The organism is Mesorhizobium sp. M4A.F.Ca.ET.020.02.1.1 (assembly GCF_004022645.1).
In the GTDB taxonomy this organism is placed as follows: domain Bacteria; phylum Pseudomonadota; class Alphaproteobacteria; order Rhizobiales; family Rhizobiaceae; genus Mesorhizobium.
Window position 1 is genome coordinate 1 of record NZ_RZOI01000075.1, and the last position, 14182, is coordinate 14182.

Annotated in this window: 11 protein-coding genes and 2 pseudogenes; 12 read left to right on the top strand and 1 reads right to left on the bottom strand. The window is 63.0% G+C overall.

The window, feature by feature from the left end; all coding sequences use genetic code 11:
- The 7 genes and pseudogenes from EN742_RS07970 to EN742_RS08000 all read left to right on the top strand — a co-directional run.
- Window positions 1-640, top strand: a pseudogene (locus EN742_RS07970) (glycosyl transferase family A); the annotation flags it as partial.
- Window positions 641-766: 126 nt separating this feature from the next.
- Entirely contained in the window at window positions 767-1159 is a 393-nt protein-coding gene (locus EN742_RS07975; protein WP_126056856.1) for a hypothetical protein, read from the top strand.
- A 229-nt stretch (window positions 1160-1388) separates the two neighbouring features.
- Window positions 1389-2180, top strand: coding sequence for a glycoside hydrolase family 16 protein (locus EN742_RS07980; protein ID WP_245482340.1), 792 nt, complete (start codon window positions 1389-1391; stop codon window positions 2178-2180).
- Between the two features lie 148 nt (window positions 2181-2328).
- Window positions 2329-3660, top strand: coding sequence for a UDP-glucose/GDP-mannose dehydrogenase family protein (locus EN742_RS07985; RefSeq protein ID WP_126056854.1), 1332 nt, complete (start codon window positions 2329-2331; stop codon window positions 3658-3660).
- Between the two features lie 32 nt (window positions 3661-3692).
- Complete coding sequence (locus EN742_RS07990; RefSeq protein ID WP_127406697.1) at window positions 3693-4772, top strand: glycosyltransferase; 1080 nt, start codon at window positions 3693-3695, stop codon at window positions 4770-4772.
- Window positions 4773-4824: 52 nt separating this feature from the next.
- Window positions 4825-5994 carry a glycosyltransferase gene (locus EN742_RS07995; RefSeq protein WP_127406696.1) on the top strand — a complete coding sequence of 390 codons (1170 nt, stop codon included), beginning with the start codon at window positions 4825-4827 and terminating at the stop codon, window positions 5992-5994.
- Entirely contained in the window at window positions 5991-7457 is a 1467-nt protein-coding gene (locus tag EN742_RS08000) for a lipopolysaccharide biosynthesis protein (protein WP_127406695.1), read from the top strand. The genes EN742_RS07995 and EN742_RS08000 overlap by 4 nt, the downstream gene beginning before the upstream one ends.
- Window positions 7458-7682: 225 nt before the next feature.
- Here EN742_RS08000 and EN742_RS39210 read toward each other — a convergent pair.
- Window positions 7683-8795 (bottom strand): annotated as a pseudogene (locus EN742_RS39210) (polysaccharide pyruvyl transferase family protein); the annotation flags it as partial.
- A 189-nt stretch (window positions 8796-8984) separates the two neighbouring features.
- Between EN742_RS39210 and EN742_RS08010 the strand changes: the two are divergent.
- From EN742_RS08010 to galU, 5 genes are read left to right on the top strand one after another with little or no spacing between them, the layout of a single operon-like run.
- Window positions 8985-10157, top strand: a complete 1173-nt coding sequence (locus EN742_RS08010) for a glycosyltransferase (RefSeq protein ID WP_127407613.1) — start codon at window positions 8985-8987, stop codon at window positions 10155-10157.
- 15 nt (window positions 10158-10172) lie between these two features.
- The gene (locus tag EN742_RS08015; protein WP_128332634.1) at window positions 10173-11156 is read left to right on the top strand and encodes a glycosyltransferase family 2 protein; all 984 of its coding nucleotides are present in this window, start codon (window positions 10173-10175) and stop codon (window positions 11154-11156) included.
- Entirely contained in the window at window positions 11156-12100 is a 945-nt protein-coding gene (locus EN742_RS08020) for a glycosyltransferase family 2 protein (RefSeq protein WP_127407594.1), read from the top strand. Before EN742_RS08015 ends, EN742_RS08020 begins: the two co-directional genes overlap by 1 nt.
- Window positions 12090-13052, top strand: a complete 963-nt coding sequence (locus tag EN742_RS08025) for a glycosyltransferase family 2 protein (protein ID WP_128332635.1) — start codon at window positions 12090-12092, stop codon at window positions 13050-13052. The genes EN742_RS08020 and EN742_RS08025 overlap by 11 nt, the downstream gene beginning before the upstream one ends.
- Window positions 13053-13112: 60 nt before the next feature.
- Window positions 13113-14009 carry a UTP--glucose-1-phosphate uridylyltransferase GalU gene (galU, locus tag EN742_RS08030; protein WP_126056847.1) on the top strand — a complete coding sequence of 299 codons (897 nt, stop codon included), beginning with the start codon at window positions 13113-13115 and terminating at the stop codon, window positions 14007-14009.
- Window positions 14010-14182: the final 173 nt, after the last annotated feature.

A 14182-nucleotide genomic window follows, 5' to 3' on the forward strand; every position in this document is an offset into this window, starting at 1 on the left:
CACGGCGACCGATGTCTCAAAGGTCGTCGCCCCGTCCTTTTCGGCCGATCCGGAATTCCTCGACTTCGAGCGTTTCGTCGAAGGCAACATCTCCAGGCGCCGCGTGCAGCGCGGCGAACTGGGCTTCTTGAAGCCGGTCATCAGCCGGGCCTTCCTCGAACGCCACGGTCTGCGTTACGACGAGAACCTGCGCCTCGGCGAGGACTATGAGCTCTATGCCCGCGCCGTCGCCTGCGGCGCCCGTTTCAAGGTCATCAGGTCCTGTGGCTATGGCGCCATCGTGCGTGCCGATTCGCTGAGCGGTCGCCACAAGACGCAGGATTTGAAGCGCCTTGCCGACGCGGACCTGGCGTTGCTTGCCATTGATACGCTGCCGGAGACATCCAAGGCGGCGCTCAGGAAACATGAGCGCCATGTGCGCGACAAATACCGGCTGCGCAATTTCCTCGACGTGAAGGCCGAGCGCGGCCTGGCATCGGCCGCCGCCTATGCGCTGGCCAGCCAGTCGAACCTGATCCCGATCGTCCGCGGCGTTGCCGCTGACAAGCTTGAGGCGCTGTTTCGCCAGACCGGCCTTGCCCCCAAGCGGCCGGTGCCGCCGCTGCGCTTCCTGATGGCCGCTCAAGCTGTTGAAAAGTAACCCGGACCGCGGCGCTGCAGCGATCGCGGATCGGAAAAAATCGCCTTTCCCAAACTCCGAGGTTGCCTATGCGGCCCCGGAATGGCAGTGTATGTTGCGGTGCAGCAATTTTGGAAGGCCAACCGGATGGCTTCGATATTCGGCTTCAGATCCAGGGCTCCGGCCCGGGACCGGCAGACCGATCTCCAGCGCTACGATCGTCTCGCAAGGCTACTCGATCAGATCGCCGGCGAGATCGAGGCGGAGAAGGCCGGACTTGAGAATCGCTACCGGTCGAAAGCGGCGAACGCCGCTTTCCTGGTCGAGGCGATGGAGAACGGATCGGCGTCGACAGGCAAGTCGTCGGAAGTAAGCGAGCTGACGAAGTCGATCCTGAACTGCGAGCGGCGCATTGCCGAGCTTGCTCGCCAGAACGGCTTGATGAAGGAACTGCGTCATTCGCTCGACGCGATTGTCGACGAAAGTGAGCAAGGTTCCGATTCGCGGACCGGTTTCGTCAAGTCGGCAGGCGGACGCTGACGGCACGAGATGAAGTTTGAAGGGCACAACTTTTTGGTACGAGGCACAGGTAGGCAGTTCTAGGGCGGAGGATCGCAAGCGGCTCGCGGAGGCGGGCCATTTGATGACTTTTGGGTTGGGGCGGACAGCACAAAGGTGAGTTGGTATGAACGCAGATCCGAAGACTATCCCCATCGTCGCGGTCGATGTCATGCGGCCAGAGCCGAGTGTGGGCCTGCGGCGGCTATCCATGGCTGGCGCGTTCCTTGTAGTGGCCGCAAGCCTGGTTGCAGCCCCGCAACCATCCCATGCGCAGGAGGTGCAGAGCGCGCCTTCATTCGTCGATGATTTCAAGAGTCTCGACCGGTCGCGCTGGTATGTTTCCGACGGCTGGTCGAACGGCCCCCACCAGAACTGCACCTGGTCGAAGAGCCTGGTCGGGCTTTCCGACGGCGTGCTGACACTCGGCTTCGAGAAGCGCCAGACGAAAGACCGCGAATTCGCCTGCGGCGAGATCCAGACCAAGAAGCGCTATGGCTACGGCACCTATGAAGCGCGCATGAAGACCGATACCGGGTCCGGGCTTAATGCCGCCTTCTTTTCCTACATCGGCCCTGCCGACAAGCAGCCCTGGGACGAGATCGACTTCGAGGTCCTGACCAAGGACACCTCGAAGGTCCAGGTCAACACCTACATTTCCGGCAAGCCGAAGAACGAAAAGCTTGCCGATGTCGAGGGTGGCACCGACAAGGGCTTCAACGACTACGGCTTCGTCTGGGAAAAGGACCGCCTGCGCTTCTACGTCAACGGCAAGCTGGTCCATGAAGTGACAAATCCGGAGGAATTGCCGACCCATTCGCAGAAGATATTCTTCAGCCTCTGGGGCAGCGATAAGCTGACCAACTGGATGGGGCCCTTTTCGGACCCTGGCCGCAAGGTCTCCATGCAGGTGGAGCGTGTCGCGTTCACGGCGCTGGGCGAACCATGCCAGTTCAAGGAATCGCTGGCGTGCAGCATAAGCAGCGGTGCCAACAGCAACTAGCGTATGGTTCCGAACCGAAAGCCAAGCGTGACAGAAGCGGGGACCGCTTTCGGAATCATGCTTAAACAGGAAACAGCCGTGGGGATCACGGCCAGGCAACATCTGAACCGGCCGGACCGAAGACGGCCTTGAACAGGAACAAGAACGAATGAATCTGACCGTCTTTGGAATTGGCTATGTCGGCCTCGTGCAGGCCGCGGTGCTCGCGGAAGTCGGGCACCAAGTGGTGTGCGTCGACATCGACGAGAAAAAGGTCGAGCGGCTCAACCAGGGCCTGATCCCGATCTTCGAGCCCGGGCTGGAAACCCTCGTCAAGGAGAACCACGCGGCAGGCCGCATCCGTTTCACCACGGACGCGGCCGCCGCCGTCAAGCACGGCCAGATCCAGATGATCGCGGTCGGCACGCCGCCCGGCGAGGACGGGTCGGCCGATCTCAAATACGTGCTCGCCGTCGCCGAGGCCATCGGCCGCGAAATGGAGGCGCCCAAGATCGTCGTCGGCAAGTCGACCGTGCCGGTCGGCACCTGCGAGAAGATCAAGGCCAAGATCGCCGAGACGCTGAAAGCCAGGGGTCGCGAGGATCTGGCTTTCGACGTCGCTTCCAACCCGGAATTCCTCAAGGAAGGCTCGGCCGTCGCCGACTGCATGAAGCCGGATCGCATCATCGTCGGCACCTCGAGCGAGGACACCGAGGCAGTGATGCGCGAACTCTACGCGCCGTTCAACCGCAACCACGAGAAGATGATCGTGATGGACGTGCGCAGCGCCGAGTTCACCAAATACGCCGCCAATTGCATGCTGGCCACCAAGATCAGCTTCATGAACGAAATGGCCAATCTGGCCGAGCAGCTGGGCGCCGACATCGAGGAGGTACGCAAGGGCATCGGCTCCGATCCCCGCATCGGCTACCACTTCATCTATCCCGGCCTCGGCTATGGCGGCTCGTGCTTTCCCAAGGACGTGCGCGCCCTGATCAAGACCGCCGAAGGCGTCAAGTTCGACGCCAAGCTGCTGCGCGCGGTGGAGGAACGCAACAACGAGCAGAAGTCGGTCCTGTTCGACAAGGTGCACCGCTATTTCAAGGGCAACCTCAAGGGCAAGACCTTCGCGCTCTGGGGCCTGGCCTTCAAGCCCAACACCGACGATATGCGCGAGGCGCCGTCGCGCACGCTGATGGAGGCGCTGTGGCAGGCCGGCGCCAACGTGCAGGCCTTCGATCCCGAGGCGATGCAGGAGTGCCAGGCCATCTACGGTCTGCGCGACGATCTTTTGCTCTGCGGCACGAAGGAGGCCGCGTTGCGCGGCGCCGACGCGCTCCTGATCTGCACCGAATGGAAGAGCTTCCGCGCGCCCTCCTTCGACGCACTCAAGGATGCGCTGACCACGCCGGTGATCTTCGACGGCCGCAATCTCTACGACCCCAAGGTCATCGCCCGCTACGGCATCGAATATTTCAGCATCGGTAGGCTGGCGGCGTGAGGGCAGAGCGGCACAATAAGGAGCCAGGGTCCATGAAAGTTCTGTTTGCAGGGGGCAACGGCTACACGCCACAATTCAGCGGTGGTGTTCAGTCGAGCACGCACCATCTGGTCGAGCAGTTGCGCGAAAACGGTCATGAGGCCTCGGTCCTGGCGGCGCTGTTCGGTGACGGCATGTTCGGCTTCAAGGCTCGCGCCAAGATGAAACTGCTCCGCCAGCGCGCCGTCATCGACACGTTTCCCGGTTACCCGGTGGTGCGGGCGTGGTTCCCCTGGGAGGCGGCGGGCTTCGCGGTCGAAAGGCTGAAGCCCGATGTCGCGGTCGTGCAGTGCCACAAGTCGGTGCCGATCGGCAGGGAGCTGCAGGCGCTGGGCGTGCCGCTGGTCGTCTATCTGAGGAATGTCGAATTCCATGAACTGGCGGGCGACCTGCGCGAACTGCGCTCGGCGCTCTACATCGCCAATTCGGAGTTCACCGCCCGCACCTACAAGGAAAAATTCGGCATCGATTCGACGGTGATTCCGCCCACCATCAATCCCGGATCTTACAGCACGCCGACGACCCGCGAGTTCGTGACGATGATCAACCCTTACAACGAAAAGGGATTCGAATTGGCGGTCCGCATTGCCGGCGAATGCCCTGAAATTCCGTTCCTGTTCGTCGAGAGCTGGATGCTTGACGACAACCACCGGGCCGAGATCGAAAGGACCATCGCCCCGCTGGGCAACGCCACGTTGGAGAGCCGCACCAGCGATATGAAGACGGTCTACGGCCGGACGAGGATTCTGCTTGCGCCCAGCAAATGGGAAGAGGCGTGGGGCAGGGTAGCATCCGAGGCCCATTGCAGCGGCATTCCTGTCGTCGGGTCCCGGCGCGGCGGCCTGCCGGAAGCGATCGGCGCCGGCGGCGTGGTGCTTGACTACGACGCTCCGCTCGCCGACTGGGTCGCGACGGTCAGGCGATTGTGGAGCGACAAGGCCGAGTACGACAGGCTTTCGGCGGCGGCGCAGCTGTTTTCAGAGCGGCCGCAGATGAACCCCGATAAACAGTTCGCGACATTTCTGGATGTTCTCAACAACGCCAGGCGAAGCGGCCTGGAGCGTGCCGCCTAGTCGTTTTCCGCGCAAGCGAATCGCTGGCCGACCTCGAAAGATCATCTGATCGATGAAGATTTGCTTCGTAGTTGATAAGTTCCCCTCGTTATCCGAAACCTTTGTCCTCGACCAGATAGCCGGATGCCTTGAGCACGGCATGGAAGTCGGTGTCGTCTGCAACGAGACGACCTTCGGCAAGGATCGCAACATCGACGATCAGCGCTGGCAGGCGCTGCCCGGAAAGGTCGTGTGCTGGTGGGGTAGACTCGGCCGTTATCGACCGCTGCTCAGGAAATGGTCCGGGAGGCTGTGGGACAAACTCTCGACCGCAATCGATCTCTTTCACGCGCACAAGTTGCAGGAGGCCGACGTCATCGTTGCGCATTTCGGCACCAATGGCCTGCGGGTCGCCCGCGTCATCAAGCGTGGCAGGATTTCCGCACCCCTGGTGACGATATTCCATGGCAACGATGTCGGCGGGCCGATGCATGACAAGACGCTTGCGCGCTACAGGACGGTCTTCGAAAAAGGCGTTCTCCAACTGCCGGTGAATGCCTTTTTCCGCGACGCCCTGATCGATGTCGGCGCATCGCCAGCGAAGGTCGTGGTGCACCATATGGGCGTGCGGCCTGGTGAGATCGAGTATCGGTGGCGGTCCTGGGAGCAGGACGCACTGTCATTCATCTCTGTCTGCCGCCTGACCGAGAAGAAAGGCATCGAATACGCGCTTCGCGCACTTGCAGCCCTGCCGCGCCGTGACTGGACCTATTCGGTGATCGGCGGCGGCGAACTCCTGGAAGAGCTGAAGCGGCTTGCCGCCGATCTCGGCATTGCCGACAGGGTGACTTTTCTCGGCCCGCGCCCGCATGCTGAGGTCAAGCAGCGCCTGCGCGATGCCCATGTGTTCGTGCTGCCCAGCGTCGGAGCCCGCGATGGCGATGTCGAAGGCATTCCGGTTGCCTTGATGGAGGCCATGGCCGCTGGGCTGACCGTGGTCAGCACCTATCATTCGGGGATTCCTGAACTGATCGAGGACCAGAAGACAGGGTTCCTCGCGCCCGAGCGGGACGTCGCGGCGCTAGCCGGCAAACTCACCTGGATCGCCGAGAACGCGAAGCTGTGTGAGCCGATCGCGCTCGCAGCGCGAAAGAAGATCGAGGCAGATTTCAACGCGGAGGTGCTTAACGAGCGGTTCGCGCAGATTGCAACGCAGCTTGGTGAAATGAGATCGCCCATATGAATGCCCCCCCGCCTCCTCCTCAATTTGGTCGCGTCGCCCTGCGCGGCGGGCTGGTCACGGCCGGCGCGCAAGGCTTCAAGATGGCGATACAGTTCATTTCGGTCGTCATCCTCGCCCGCCTTCTTGTGCCCGAGGATTTCGGCCTGGTAGCGTCCGTCGGACCGATCGTTGCCTTTGTCGGATTGTTGCAAAACCTTGGCCTGCAGCAGGCGCTGGTGCAGCGCAGGGACATCAGTGACAGGCAGCTCAATCAGGTTTTCTGGGTCAGCGCCCTCGTCGGACTGGGCAGTTCCGTCGTCGTTGCGGCTCTCGCGCCGGCCATTGCCGCGTTCTACGGCGATCAGCGCATGTTCGGGATCACCATGGCCTCTGCTCTGCCGCTGCTGCTTGGCAGCATTGCCGCGGTGCCGCTGGCGCTGATGAACCGCCATCTGCAGTTCGGCCAGCTGGCGATCAACGATGTCGCAACCGCCGCTGCCGGACTTCTCGCCGCCGCGATCGCGGCCTGGGCGGGAATGGGCTACTGGTCGCTGGTGTTGGGGCCGGCAGTCGCGGCAGTCGTTGCGCTCGCGGCAGCATGGCTGGTGGTGCGTTGGACGCCGTCGCGGCCGGACCTGAAAGTCGACGGCGACATATTGTCGTTCGGCGCCAATCTGACCGGCTTCAACCTCGTCAACTTTTTCTCACGCAATCTCGACAACATCCTCATCGGAAAATACTCCGGTGCAATCGAGCTCGGCTATTACGACCGCGCTTACAAGCTGCTGCTGTTTCCATTGCAGAACATCACCCAGCCGCTGACGCGCGTGATGGTGCCTCTGCTCAGCCGAATTCACGAGGACAAGGCGCGGTTTCGCGACCTTTACGTGCGAACCAACTGGATGCTGGCGGCCGTAACCATGCCTGGTATCGCGGCGCTGACGCTGACCTCGGAACAGGTGGTTGCGCTCCTTTTCGGGCCGCGCTGGACCGCCGTGGCGCCTATTTTTGCTTGGCTCGGCATCGCCAGCCTGATGCAGTCCGTCTCAAGCACCACGGGGTGGATATTCATCTGCCAGGGCAAAACCAAGACCATGTTTCATTGGGGCATCTACTCGTCGCTGACGACGGTCGCCTCCTTCATCGTCGGCCTGCATTGGGGCGCTGTCGGCGTCGCGGCCGCCTACGCGATCAGCGGCTACGTGCTGCGCGTTCCGGTGCTTGCCGTGCTGGTCCACCGTGTCGGCCCGGTAACTGCCGGCGATTTCCTGATCATGCAGGGGCTCTTCATTGTCTCGTCCCTGCTTGCCTGGCTGGCCTATCTGGAGCTGCCGGCGTCGCTCACTGGTCAATCAGACCTTCTCGCCGTGGCCCTGGCGCTTTGCCTCAATTACGGGTTTGCCCTCATCCTGATGCTGATCTTTCCCCAATCGCGCGGCATGCTTTCCGCCACCCTTCCCAACATCGCGCGCAACATCCGCTGAAGCACCTGGAACAAGTGGCTTCAGCAAGTCTGTGGCCGACATTGCCGAAGCATGCTCTTCAAGCACGGCCTGCAGGCTGGTGCGGCGATACTGGTCGAGGTTGCCGGCAAACCTGCCGAGCTTTTCGGCTGCCTCCTGCGGCGTCACTGTGTCGATGTCGAGCAACAGATCGGCGACACCGACGCGCTTGGCGACTTCCTTGGTCTTGAATTCATAGGCGATCGGCAGCACCGGCGTGCCGACGCAAAGCGACATGATCATCATGTGCATGCGCGTCGCGACGACGAAGTCGAAGCCTTTCACCAGCGCCATCAACTGGTCCGGAGTGTGGAACGAAGCGTCCACGCTGACATGCTTGGCGATCTCCGGATCAAGCTCGGCTACGATTGCGCGCGCCGTCTTGGAATCGTCATGCGCGTATTCCGGCACGCCCTGGCAGGTGGAGACGAAGGTCACTTCCTTGGCGTGATCCCTGACGAGGATGGTTGCGATTTCGCGCACCGAATCGAGATAGCGGCGCATGCCGTCTTCACCGTCATTGACATAGTTCCAGTGGCGGACGGAGATGGCGACGCGGCCCGTTTCCACCGGCGGTTGGGCGGAAGCCAGCCGTTTCCCGATCCTGTCTGTATCGGCGAGCGCAAAGACGGCATCGGCCACGACGTGGCACTTGCCGGGCTCCTTCACCATATCCAGTATGTGGTTTCTGGAGCGCTCGTCGCGAAGCAGGATGAGCGGGCTCCGGTCGAGGATCGGGGTCAGTTCCTGCCGATTGTAACTTTTGTTGAACGGACCGAGGGATTGCGTGAAGAACACGGGATCCTTGCCGAGGATCGCATCGACGCGGAATTGGTTCAGGCGCCTTTCGAGATTGTAGTTCTCGACCAGATAGGTGCCGCCTGTCGTGACCACGAGATCGGCGCTCCGATAGATATCGAGGCTGCGGCGGGCGCTTTCGCCGAACAAGATGCGGCTAATGAAGCCTTCGGAGCCGAAACGCTGCAAAACCTGAAGGACGAGCCGGTTATAAAGCGGTTTTAGCCGGTGTTTCATCCCGTTGCCGTAGCTGTAGCGGAACATGGTTTCCGACAGCAGCTTGTGAAATTCGAGATCCGGGTAATCCTTCTTCGGGTAGAGTTTTGCGGCGACTTCAGGCTGGCTGTCGAAGACGAAGAACCGCGGTTCGTCGCCGACAACTGCCTTGAGGATATGGCGGATCGCCAGCAGAATTGCTGCATCCCCGGTATTCAGGCAGACTGTGTTCTCAACGACGATGTTCATCGTATCACCCCATTCGTGAGTTGGTTCTACGGTCAGGCAGCGGGATCTGGTCGGCATCCGCGCTAGCCGTCCAAGCGCGGCATAGGGCCAACGGTTGGCTGGCGCTCGAGCAAGACAAGATTAACGCATGTTTTTTGCAGCGCAACAAAAATGCTCGCTTTCCTTGCTACGCTGCACCAAAAATGTTGCGATGCAGCAAGAGCTGTACTAACTTCGCCGTGGGTGGGCCAACAGCGGTCAAGTTTCATGCTGCATGTCTTGTACCTTGTGCATGACATATCCGACCCGGCGGTTCGCCGGCGGATCACAATGCTCAGGGCAGGCGGGGCCAAGGTGACGCTGGCGGGGTTCCGCCGCACCACCGGCCCGGTTGCCGACATCGAAGGATTGCGCCCGATCGATCTCGGCGCGACGCGCGACGGCCGATTCGGCCAGCGTCTGGCGGCGGTCGCCAAAGCGGCGTTCGGGATCGGCCCCAAGCTAGCGGCGATGCCGAGGCCTGACCTCATCATCGCGCGCAACCTCGAAATGCTGGCGCTTGCCCGCCGCGCCAAGGCCGTGCTCGGGGCCGGGGTCCCGGTTGTCTATGAATGTCTCGACATCCACCGCCTGGTGCTGCGCGACGATCTGGTCGGCAAGGCGCTGCGTGGCGCGGAACGTTATCTCGCCCGCGACGTTAAGCTCCTCGTGACCTCGTCGCCGGCCTTCATCGCCAATTACTTCAAGCCGTTTGGGCAGGTCGCGGCACCTGTCGAACTGGTCGAGAACAAGTATTTCGACACCACGACAGTGACGTCGGATGAGCGATTGAAGACCGAGAATCCCGCAGCGCCCCCTTGGCGTATCGGCTGGTTCGGCGCACTCCGCTGCCGCCGCTCGCTGGAGATGCTGGCCGAGTTCACCCGCCGCCTCAACGGGCGTTTCGAAGTCGTCCTGCGTGGTCGTCCAGCGCTCTCAGAATTTCCCGATTTCCACGCTTTTGTCGAGGCCGAGCCCTGGCTGTCCTTTCGCGGACCCTATCGCAACCCGGAGGACATGGCTGCGATCTACGGCGATGTGCATTTTTGCTGGGCGATCGATTTCTTCGAGGCAGGGCAGAACTCCGAATGGCTGCTGCCCAACCGCCTCTATGAGGGCTGCCGCTTCGGCGCGGTGCCGATCTCGATGGGCAACACCGAAACCGGCCGCTTCCTCAACCAGCAGGACATAGGCGTCCTCCTCTCCGAGGCGACGCCCGAAACGCTCGAAACCGAGCTCGGGCGGATGGAGCAGGAGCGCTTCGGCAAGCTCAAGGCGCGCGTGCTGGCCCGCAACCCGCGGACCTGGAGCTACGACCGCAACGACTGCCGGGCCTTGGTCGACAAGCTGCGTGGCCTTGTGGCGGCGCCGGAGTCTTTCGTGGCCGAAGCGCTGGCATAGTATGGACGGAACCGGATGACGCCAACCGCAAGTCTGATCGTGATTCCGTGCCTGAACGAGGCCGCGCATATCGGCGCGCTGCTCGAACAGCTGCGGCCCGCCGCGCAGAGGCTCGGCGCACGCATCATCGTCGCCGACGGCGGCAGTGCCGACGGCACACCGGCAATTGTCGAGGCCATCGCCGCGAAGGATCCCCGCGTCGTCCTGCTGCACAACCCCAAGCGCATCCAGAGCGCCGCGCTCAACCTTGCGGTCGCCGGGTTCGGCGACAGTGCCGATTATCTCATCCGCATCGACGCCCATGGCGGCTATCCAGACGACTATTGCGACCGGCTGGTCGAGGAGGCGTTGGCCACCGGGGCCGATTCGGTCGTCGTCTCCATGCTGACCAGCGGCACCGGCGCGGTGCAGCAGGCGGTGGCGGCAGCGCAGAATTCCAAGCTCGGTACCGGTGGCTCCAAGCACCGGCACCTTTCGTCGGGCGAATGGGTCGACCATGGCCACCACGCGTTGATGCGCATCTCGGCCTTCAAGGCGGTGGGCGGCTATGACGAGACGTTCAGCCACAATGAGGATGCCGAGCTCGACTACCGGCTGCGCCAGGCCGGCTACCGCATCTGGATGAGCGGCAGGACGCAGATGGTCTACTATCCGCGCTCCTCCCTGAAGAGCCTCTATTTCCAGTATCTCGGCTATGGCCGCGGCCGCGCCAGGAACGTGCTCAAGCACCGCATGGTGCCCAAGGTCCGGCAGATGATCCCGTTGCTGGTCTTCCCGGTCGTCCTGCTTGCCGCCTTCTCCTTCGTCCACTGGCTGGCGGCGGTGCCGTTCCTGGTGTGGGCGGCGGTCTGCCTCGGTTATGGTATCGCAGCCGCCATCGGTCAGCGTAATGCTGGCCTTACGCTTGTGGGCGTGTCGGCAATGGTCATGCATTTCGGCTGGTCCGTCGGATTCTGGCTGCAGCTCCTCGGTCGCCGAGCGCAGCGCGGGGTGGCGTGATGGCCGCCAAGACCCGCTCCATCGACATCTGCGTCTGCACGTTCAGGCGGCCCGAGCTTGCCGACACGCTGCGCTCCATCGCCGCCATGGACAGGCCCGCCGGCTTCGAGATCGGCGTGGTTCTCGCCGACAATGACGATCAGCCAAGCGCCCAGGCGCTGGTCAAGGCGTTGGCGCTGGAGTTGAAGCTGCCGATCCGCTACCGCCACGCGCCGGCGCGCAACATCTCGATCGCGCGCAATGCCTGCCTCGATGCCAGCGTGTCGGATCTTGTCGCCTTCATCGACGATGACGAGACCGCATCGGTCCGCTGGCTGGCCGAACTTGTCGCCACGGCCGAGGCGAGCGGCGCCACCGCCGTGCTGGGGCCGGTGCGGGCGCATTACGGACAGGATGCGCCGGCCTGGATGCGCAAAGGCGATTTTCATTCGACCTTGCCGGTCTGGGTGCGCGGCGAGATCCGTACCGGCTACACCTGCAATGTACTCCTGAGAACCGGCGAAGCGAGCCTGCGCGGCCGCCGCTTCAGCCTGGCGCGCGGCCAGACCGGCGGCGAGGACACCGAGTTCTTCGACAGCATGGTCAGGGACGGCGGCAGCATCGCGTTTTCACCGGATGCGCTGGTCGAGGAGGTGGTGCCGCGCGCCAGGGCGGCGTTCGACTGGCTGCGCCGCCGCCGCTTCCGTTTCGGGCAGACGCACGGTCATCTGATCGGGCACGGCGCGAGCGGCTTCAGGCGCGTCGCGCAAGTGGGCCTCGCCTCGGCCAAGGCGGCCTACTGTTTCGGCATGGCGGCGCTGACCGCGATCAGCCCGGTGCGCAGGAACCGCAGCGTGCTGCGCGGCATCATGCATGTCGGCGTCGTCAGCGGCCTCGTCGGCGTTCGCGAGATCCGCCAGTACGGCCTCACCTCCGCGCAGGAAGGAGGCAAGCATGCAGCCTGACGTCAGCTTCGTCATCGCCGCCTACAATTCCGAGGCGACCCTCGACCGGGCGATCGCCAGTGCCCTTGCCCAGCATCACGTTTCCGTCGAGGTCATCGTCGTCGACGACTGTTCGCGCGACCGGACGCTCGACGTGGCGCGCGCCTATCCAGAGGAAATCGTGCGGGTCCTCGCGCTTGAGCAAAATCGCGGTCCCGGCGGTGCCAGGAACGCCGGCCTCGAGGCCGCGCGGGGCCGGTGGGTGGCGGTCCTTGATTCCGACGATGCCGTCTATCCCGGCCGGATCCGCGCCATGATCGCGCGGGCGGAGAAGGCCGGCGCGGTGATCGCGGTCGACAATCTCCAGGTCGTGCGCGAGGACGGCGTGCCCGAGGACACGATGTTCCCGGCCGACTATCTCGAGGGCATGGGCGAGATTTCGCTCGCCGACTACATCGCCGGCAACATCGTCTTCGAGTCGCGCTTCAATCTTGGCTATCTCAAGCCGATATTCCAGCGTGGCTTCCTCGACGAAAAACGCCTTCGCTATGACGAGAAGCTGATCATCGGCGAGGATTACATCCTGCTGGCCAGCGCGCTCGCCAAGGGCGGCAGATGTGTCGTCGAGCCGACGACCGGCTATGTCTATCACATCCGCACCGGCTCCATCTCGCGGGTGCTGGAATTGCATCATGTCGAGGCGATGCGTGCGGCCGACGCCGCCTTCGCCGAGACGCATCTCATGGACGCGGCCGCCGCGGCTGCCTTTGCCAGGCGCGGCCGTAGCCTGCGCCGGGCGGCTTCGTTCCTGTCGCTGGTCCAGCACATCAAGGCGCGCTCGCCGCTCAGGGCGATGTGGACGGCGCTCAGTGATCCGGCGGCGGTGAGGCATATGAGCATGCCGATCGCCGTCCGGTTGCGAAGGGTTGCGGCACAGTTTGCCGTGGGACGGGGAGGTGAGAGTGCGGGCTGACGGAGAGTGGGTTCGGAGCCTGCGGCATATTGAAATCGATCTTCTCAAAAGGACTATGCGATGAAGAAAGTCAGGAAGGCAGTCATACCGGTGGCGGGGCTTGGAACGCGGTTCCTGCCGGCCACCAAGTCGATGCCGAAGGAAATGCTTCCCGTGGTCGACAAGCCGGTCGTCCAATATGCGGTGGACGAAGCCTTCGAGGCAGGCATCGAGCACATCGTCTTCGTGACCGGCCGCAACAAGGCGGTCATCGAGGACTATTTCGACCTGCATCCTGAATTGATCGGGACCCTGGAGCAGACCGGCAAGAAGGCGCAGTTGCAGTCGCTCGAAAGCCTGCTCCCCGTCGCCGGCGCCACTTCCTTCATCCGTCAGCAGTCGCCGCAGGGCCTCGGCCACGCCGTATGGTGCGCGCGCGAGGTGATCGGTGACGAGCCCTTCGCCCTGCTCCTGCCCGACATGGTATCGTTCGGCGGGCGCGGTTGTCTTGCCGAGACCGTCGACCTCTATCAGCGCACCGGCGGCAACGTCATCGCCGTCGAGCGTTGCGAGCCGAGCGAGACCAGCAAATACGGCATCGTCGGCCGCGGCGCCGAGATCGGCACCGGTTTCGAGGTGACAGCCATGGTCGAGAAGCCGGCGCCGGCCAATGCGCCGTCGAACTTCTACATCAACGGCCGTTACGTTCTGCAGCCGGAGATTTTCGCCCTGCTCGGCAACCAGCAGCGCGGCGCCGGCAACGAGATCCAGCTCACCGACGCCATGGTCCGCCTGGCGCAAAGCCAGTCCTTCTATGCCCAGCCCTTCAATGGCCGCATGTTCGACTGCGGCTCCAAGGAAGGCTTCATCGAGGCCACCATCGCCTTTGCCCTGGCACGCGACGACATGAAAGGACCGGTCTTCGAGATGCTGCAGCAATTCGTCCGGACGCACGAGCGCCGGGAAGAAGCCGCATAATGCCCATCTTTTGGGTGCATATGCGTATCGATGATGGCGCGACAAACGCCGCCGCGCTTGGCCGACCCGGCCAAGCGCTTTCTGGCATGAATGTTGCGTGGTCTTTTCTGGTGACGACGCCAATCTTCGAAGGCCAATAGCGCCTGCAACCTGGAATTGGACCGACGATGAAC

Excerpts from the sequence above, each read along its gene's own strand:
- EN742_RS07975 (WP_126056856.1), top strand. The coding sequence starts at position 767 with ATGGCTTCGATATTCGGCTTCAGATCCAGGGCTCCGGCCCGGGACCGG.
- EN742_RS07980 (WP_245482340.1), top strand. The coding sequence starts at position 1,389 with ATGGCTGGCGCGTTCCTTGTAGTGGCCGCAAGCCTGGTTGCAGCCCCG.
- EN742_RS07985 (WP_126056854.1), top strand. The coding sequence starts at position 2,329 with ATGAATCTGACCGTCTTTGGAATTGGCTATGTCGGCCTCGTGCAGGCC.
- EN742_RS07990 (WP_127406697.1), top strand. The coding sequence starts at position 3,693 with ATGAAAGTTCTGTTTGCAGGGGGCAACGGCTACACGCCACAATTCAGC.
- EN742_RS07995 (WP_127406696.1), top strand. The coding sequence starts at position 4,825 with ATGAAGATTTGCTTCGTAGTTGATAAGTTCCCCTCGTTATCCGAAACC.
- EN742_RS08000 (WP_127406695.1), top strand. The coding sequence starts at position 5,991 with ATGAATGCCCCCCCGCCTCCTCCTCAATTTGGTCGCGTCGCCCTGCGC.
- EN742_RS08010 (WP_127407613.1), top strand. The coding sequence starts at position 8,985 with ATGCTGCATGTCTTGTACCTTGTGCATGACATATCCGACCCGGCGGTT.
- EN742_RS08015 (WP_128332634.1), top strand. The coding sequence starts at position 10,173 with ATGACGCCAACCGCAAGTCTGATCGTGATTCCGTGCCTGAACGAGGCC.
- EN742_RS08020 (WP_127407594.1), top strand. The coding sequence starts at position 11,156 with ATGGCCGCCAAGACCCGCTCCATCGACATCTGCGTCTGCACGTTCAGG.
- EN742_RS08025 (WP_128332635.1), top strand. The coding sequence starts at position 12,090 with ATGCAGCCTGACGTCAGCTTCGTCATCGCCGCCTACAATTCCGAGGCG.
- galU (WP_126056847.1), top strand. The coding sequence starts at position 13,113 with ATGAAGAAAGTCAGGAAGGCAGTCATACCGGTGGCGGGGCTTGGAACG.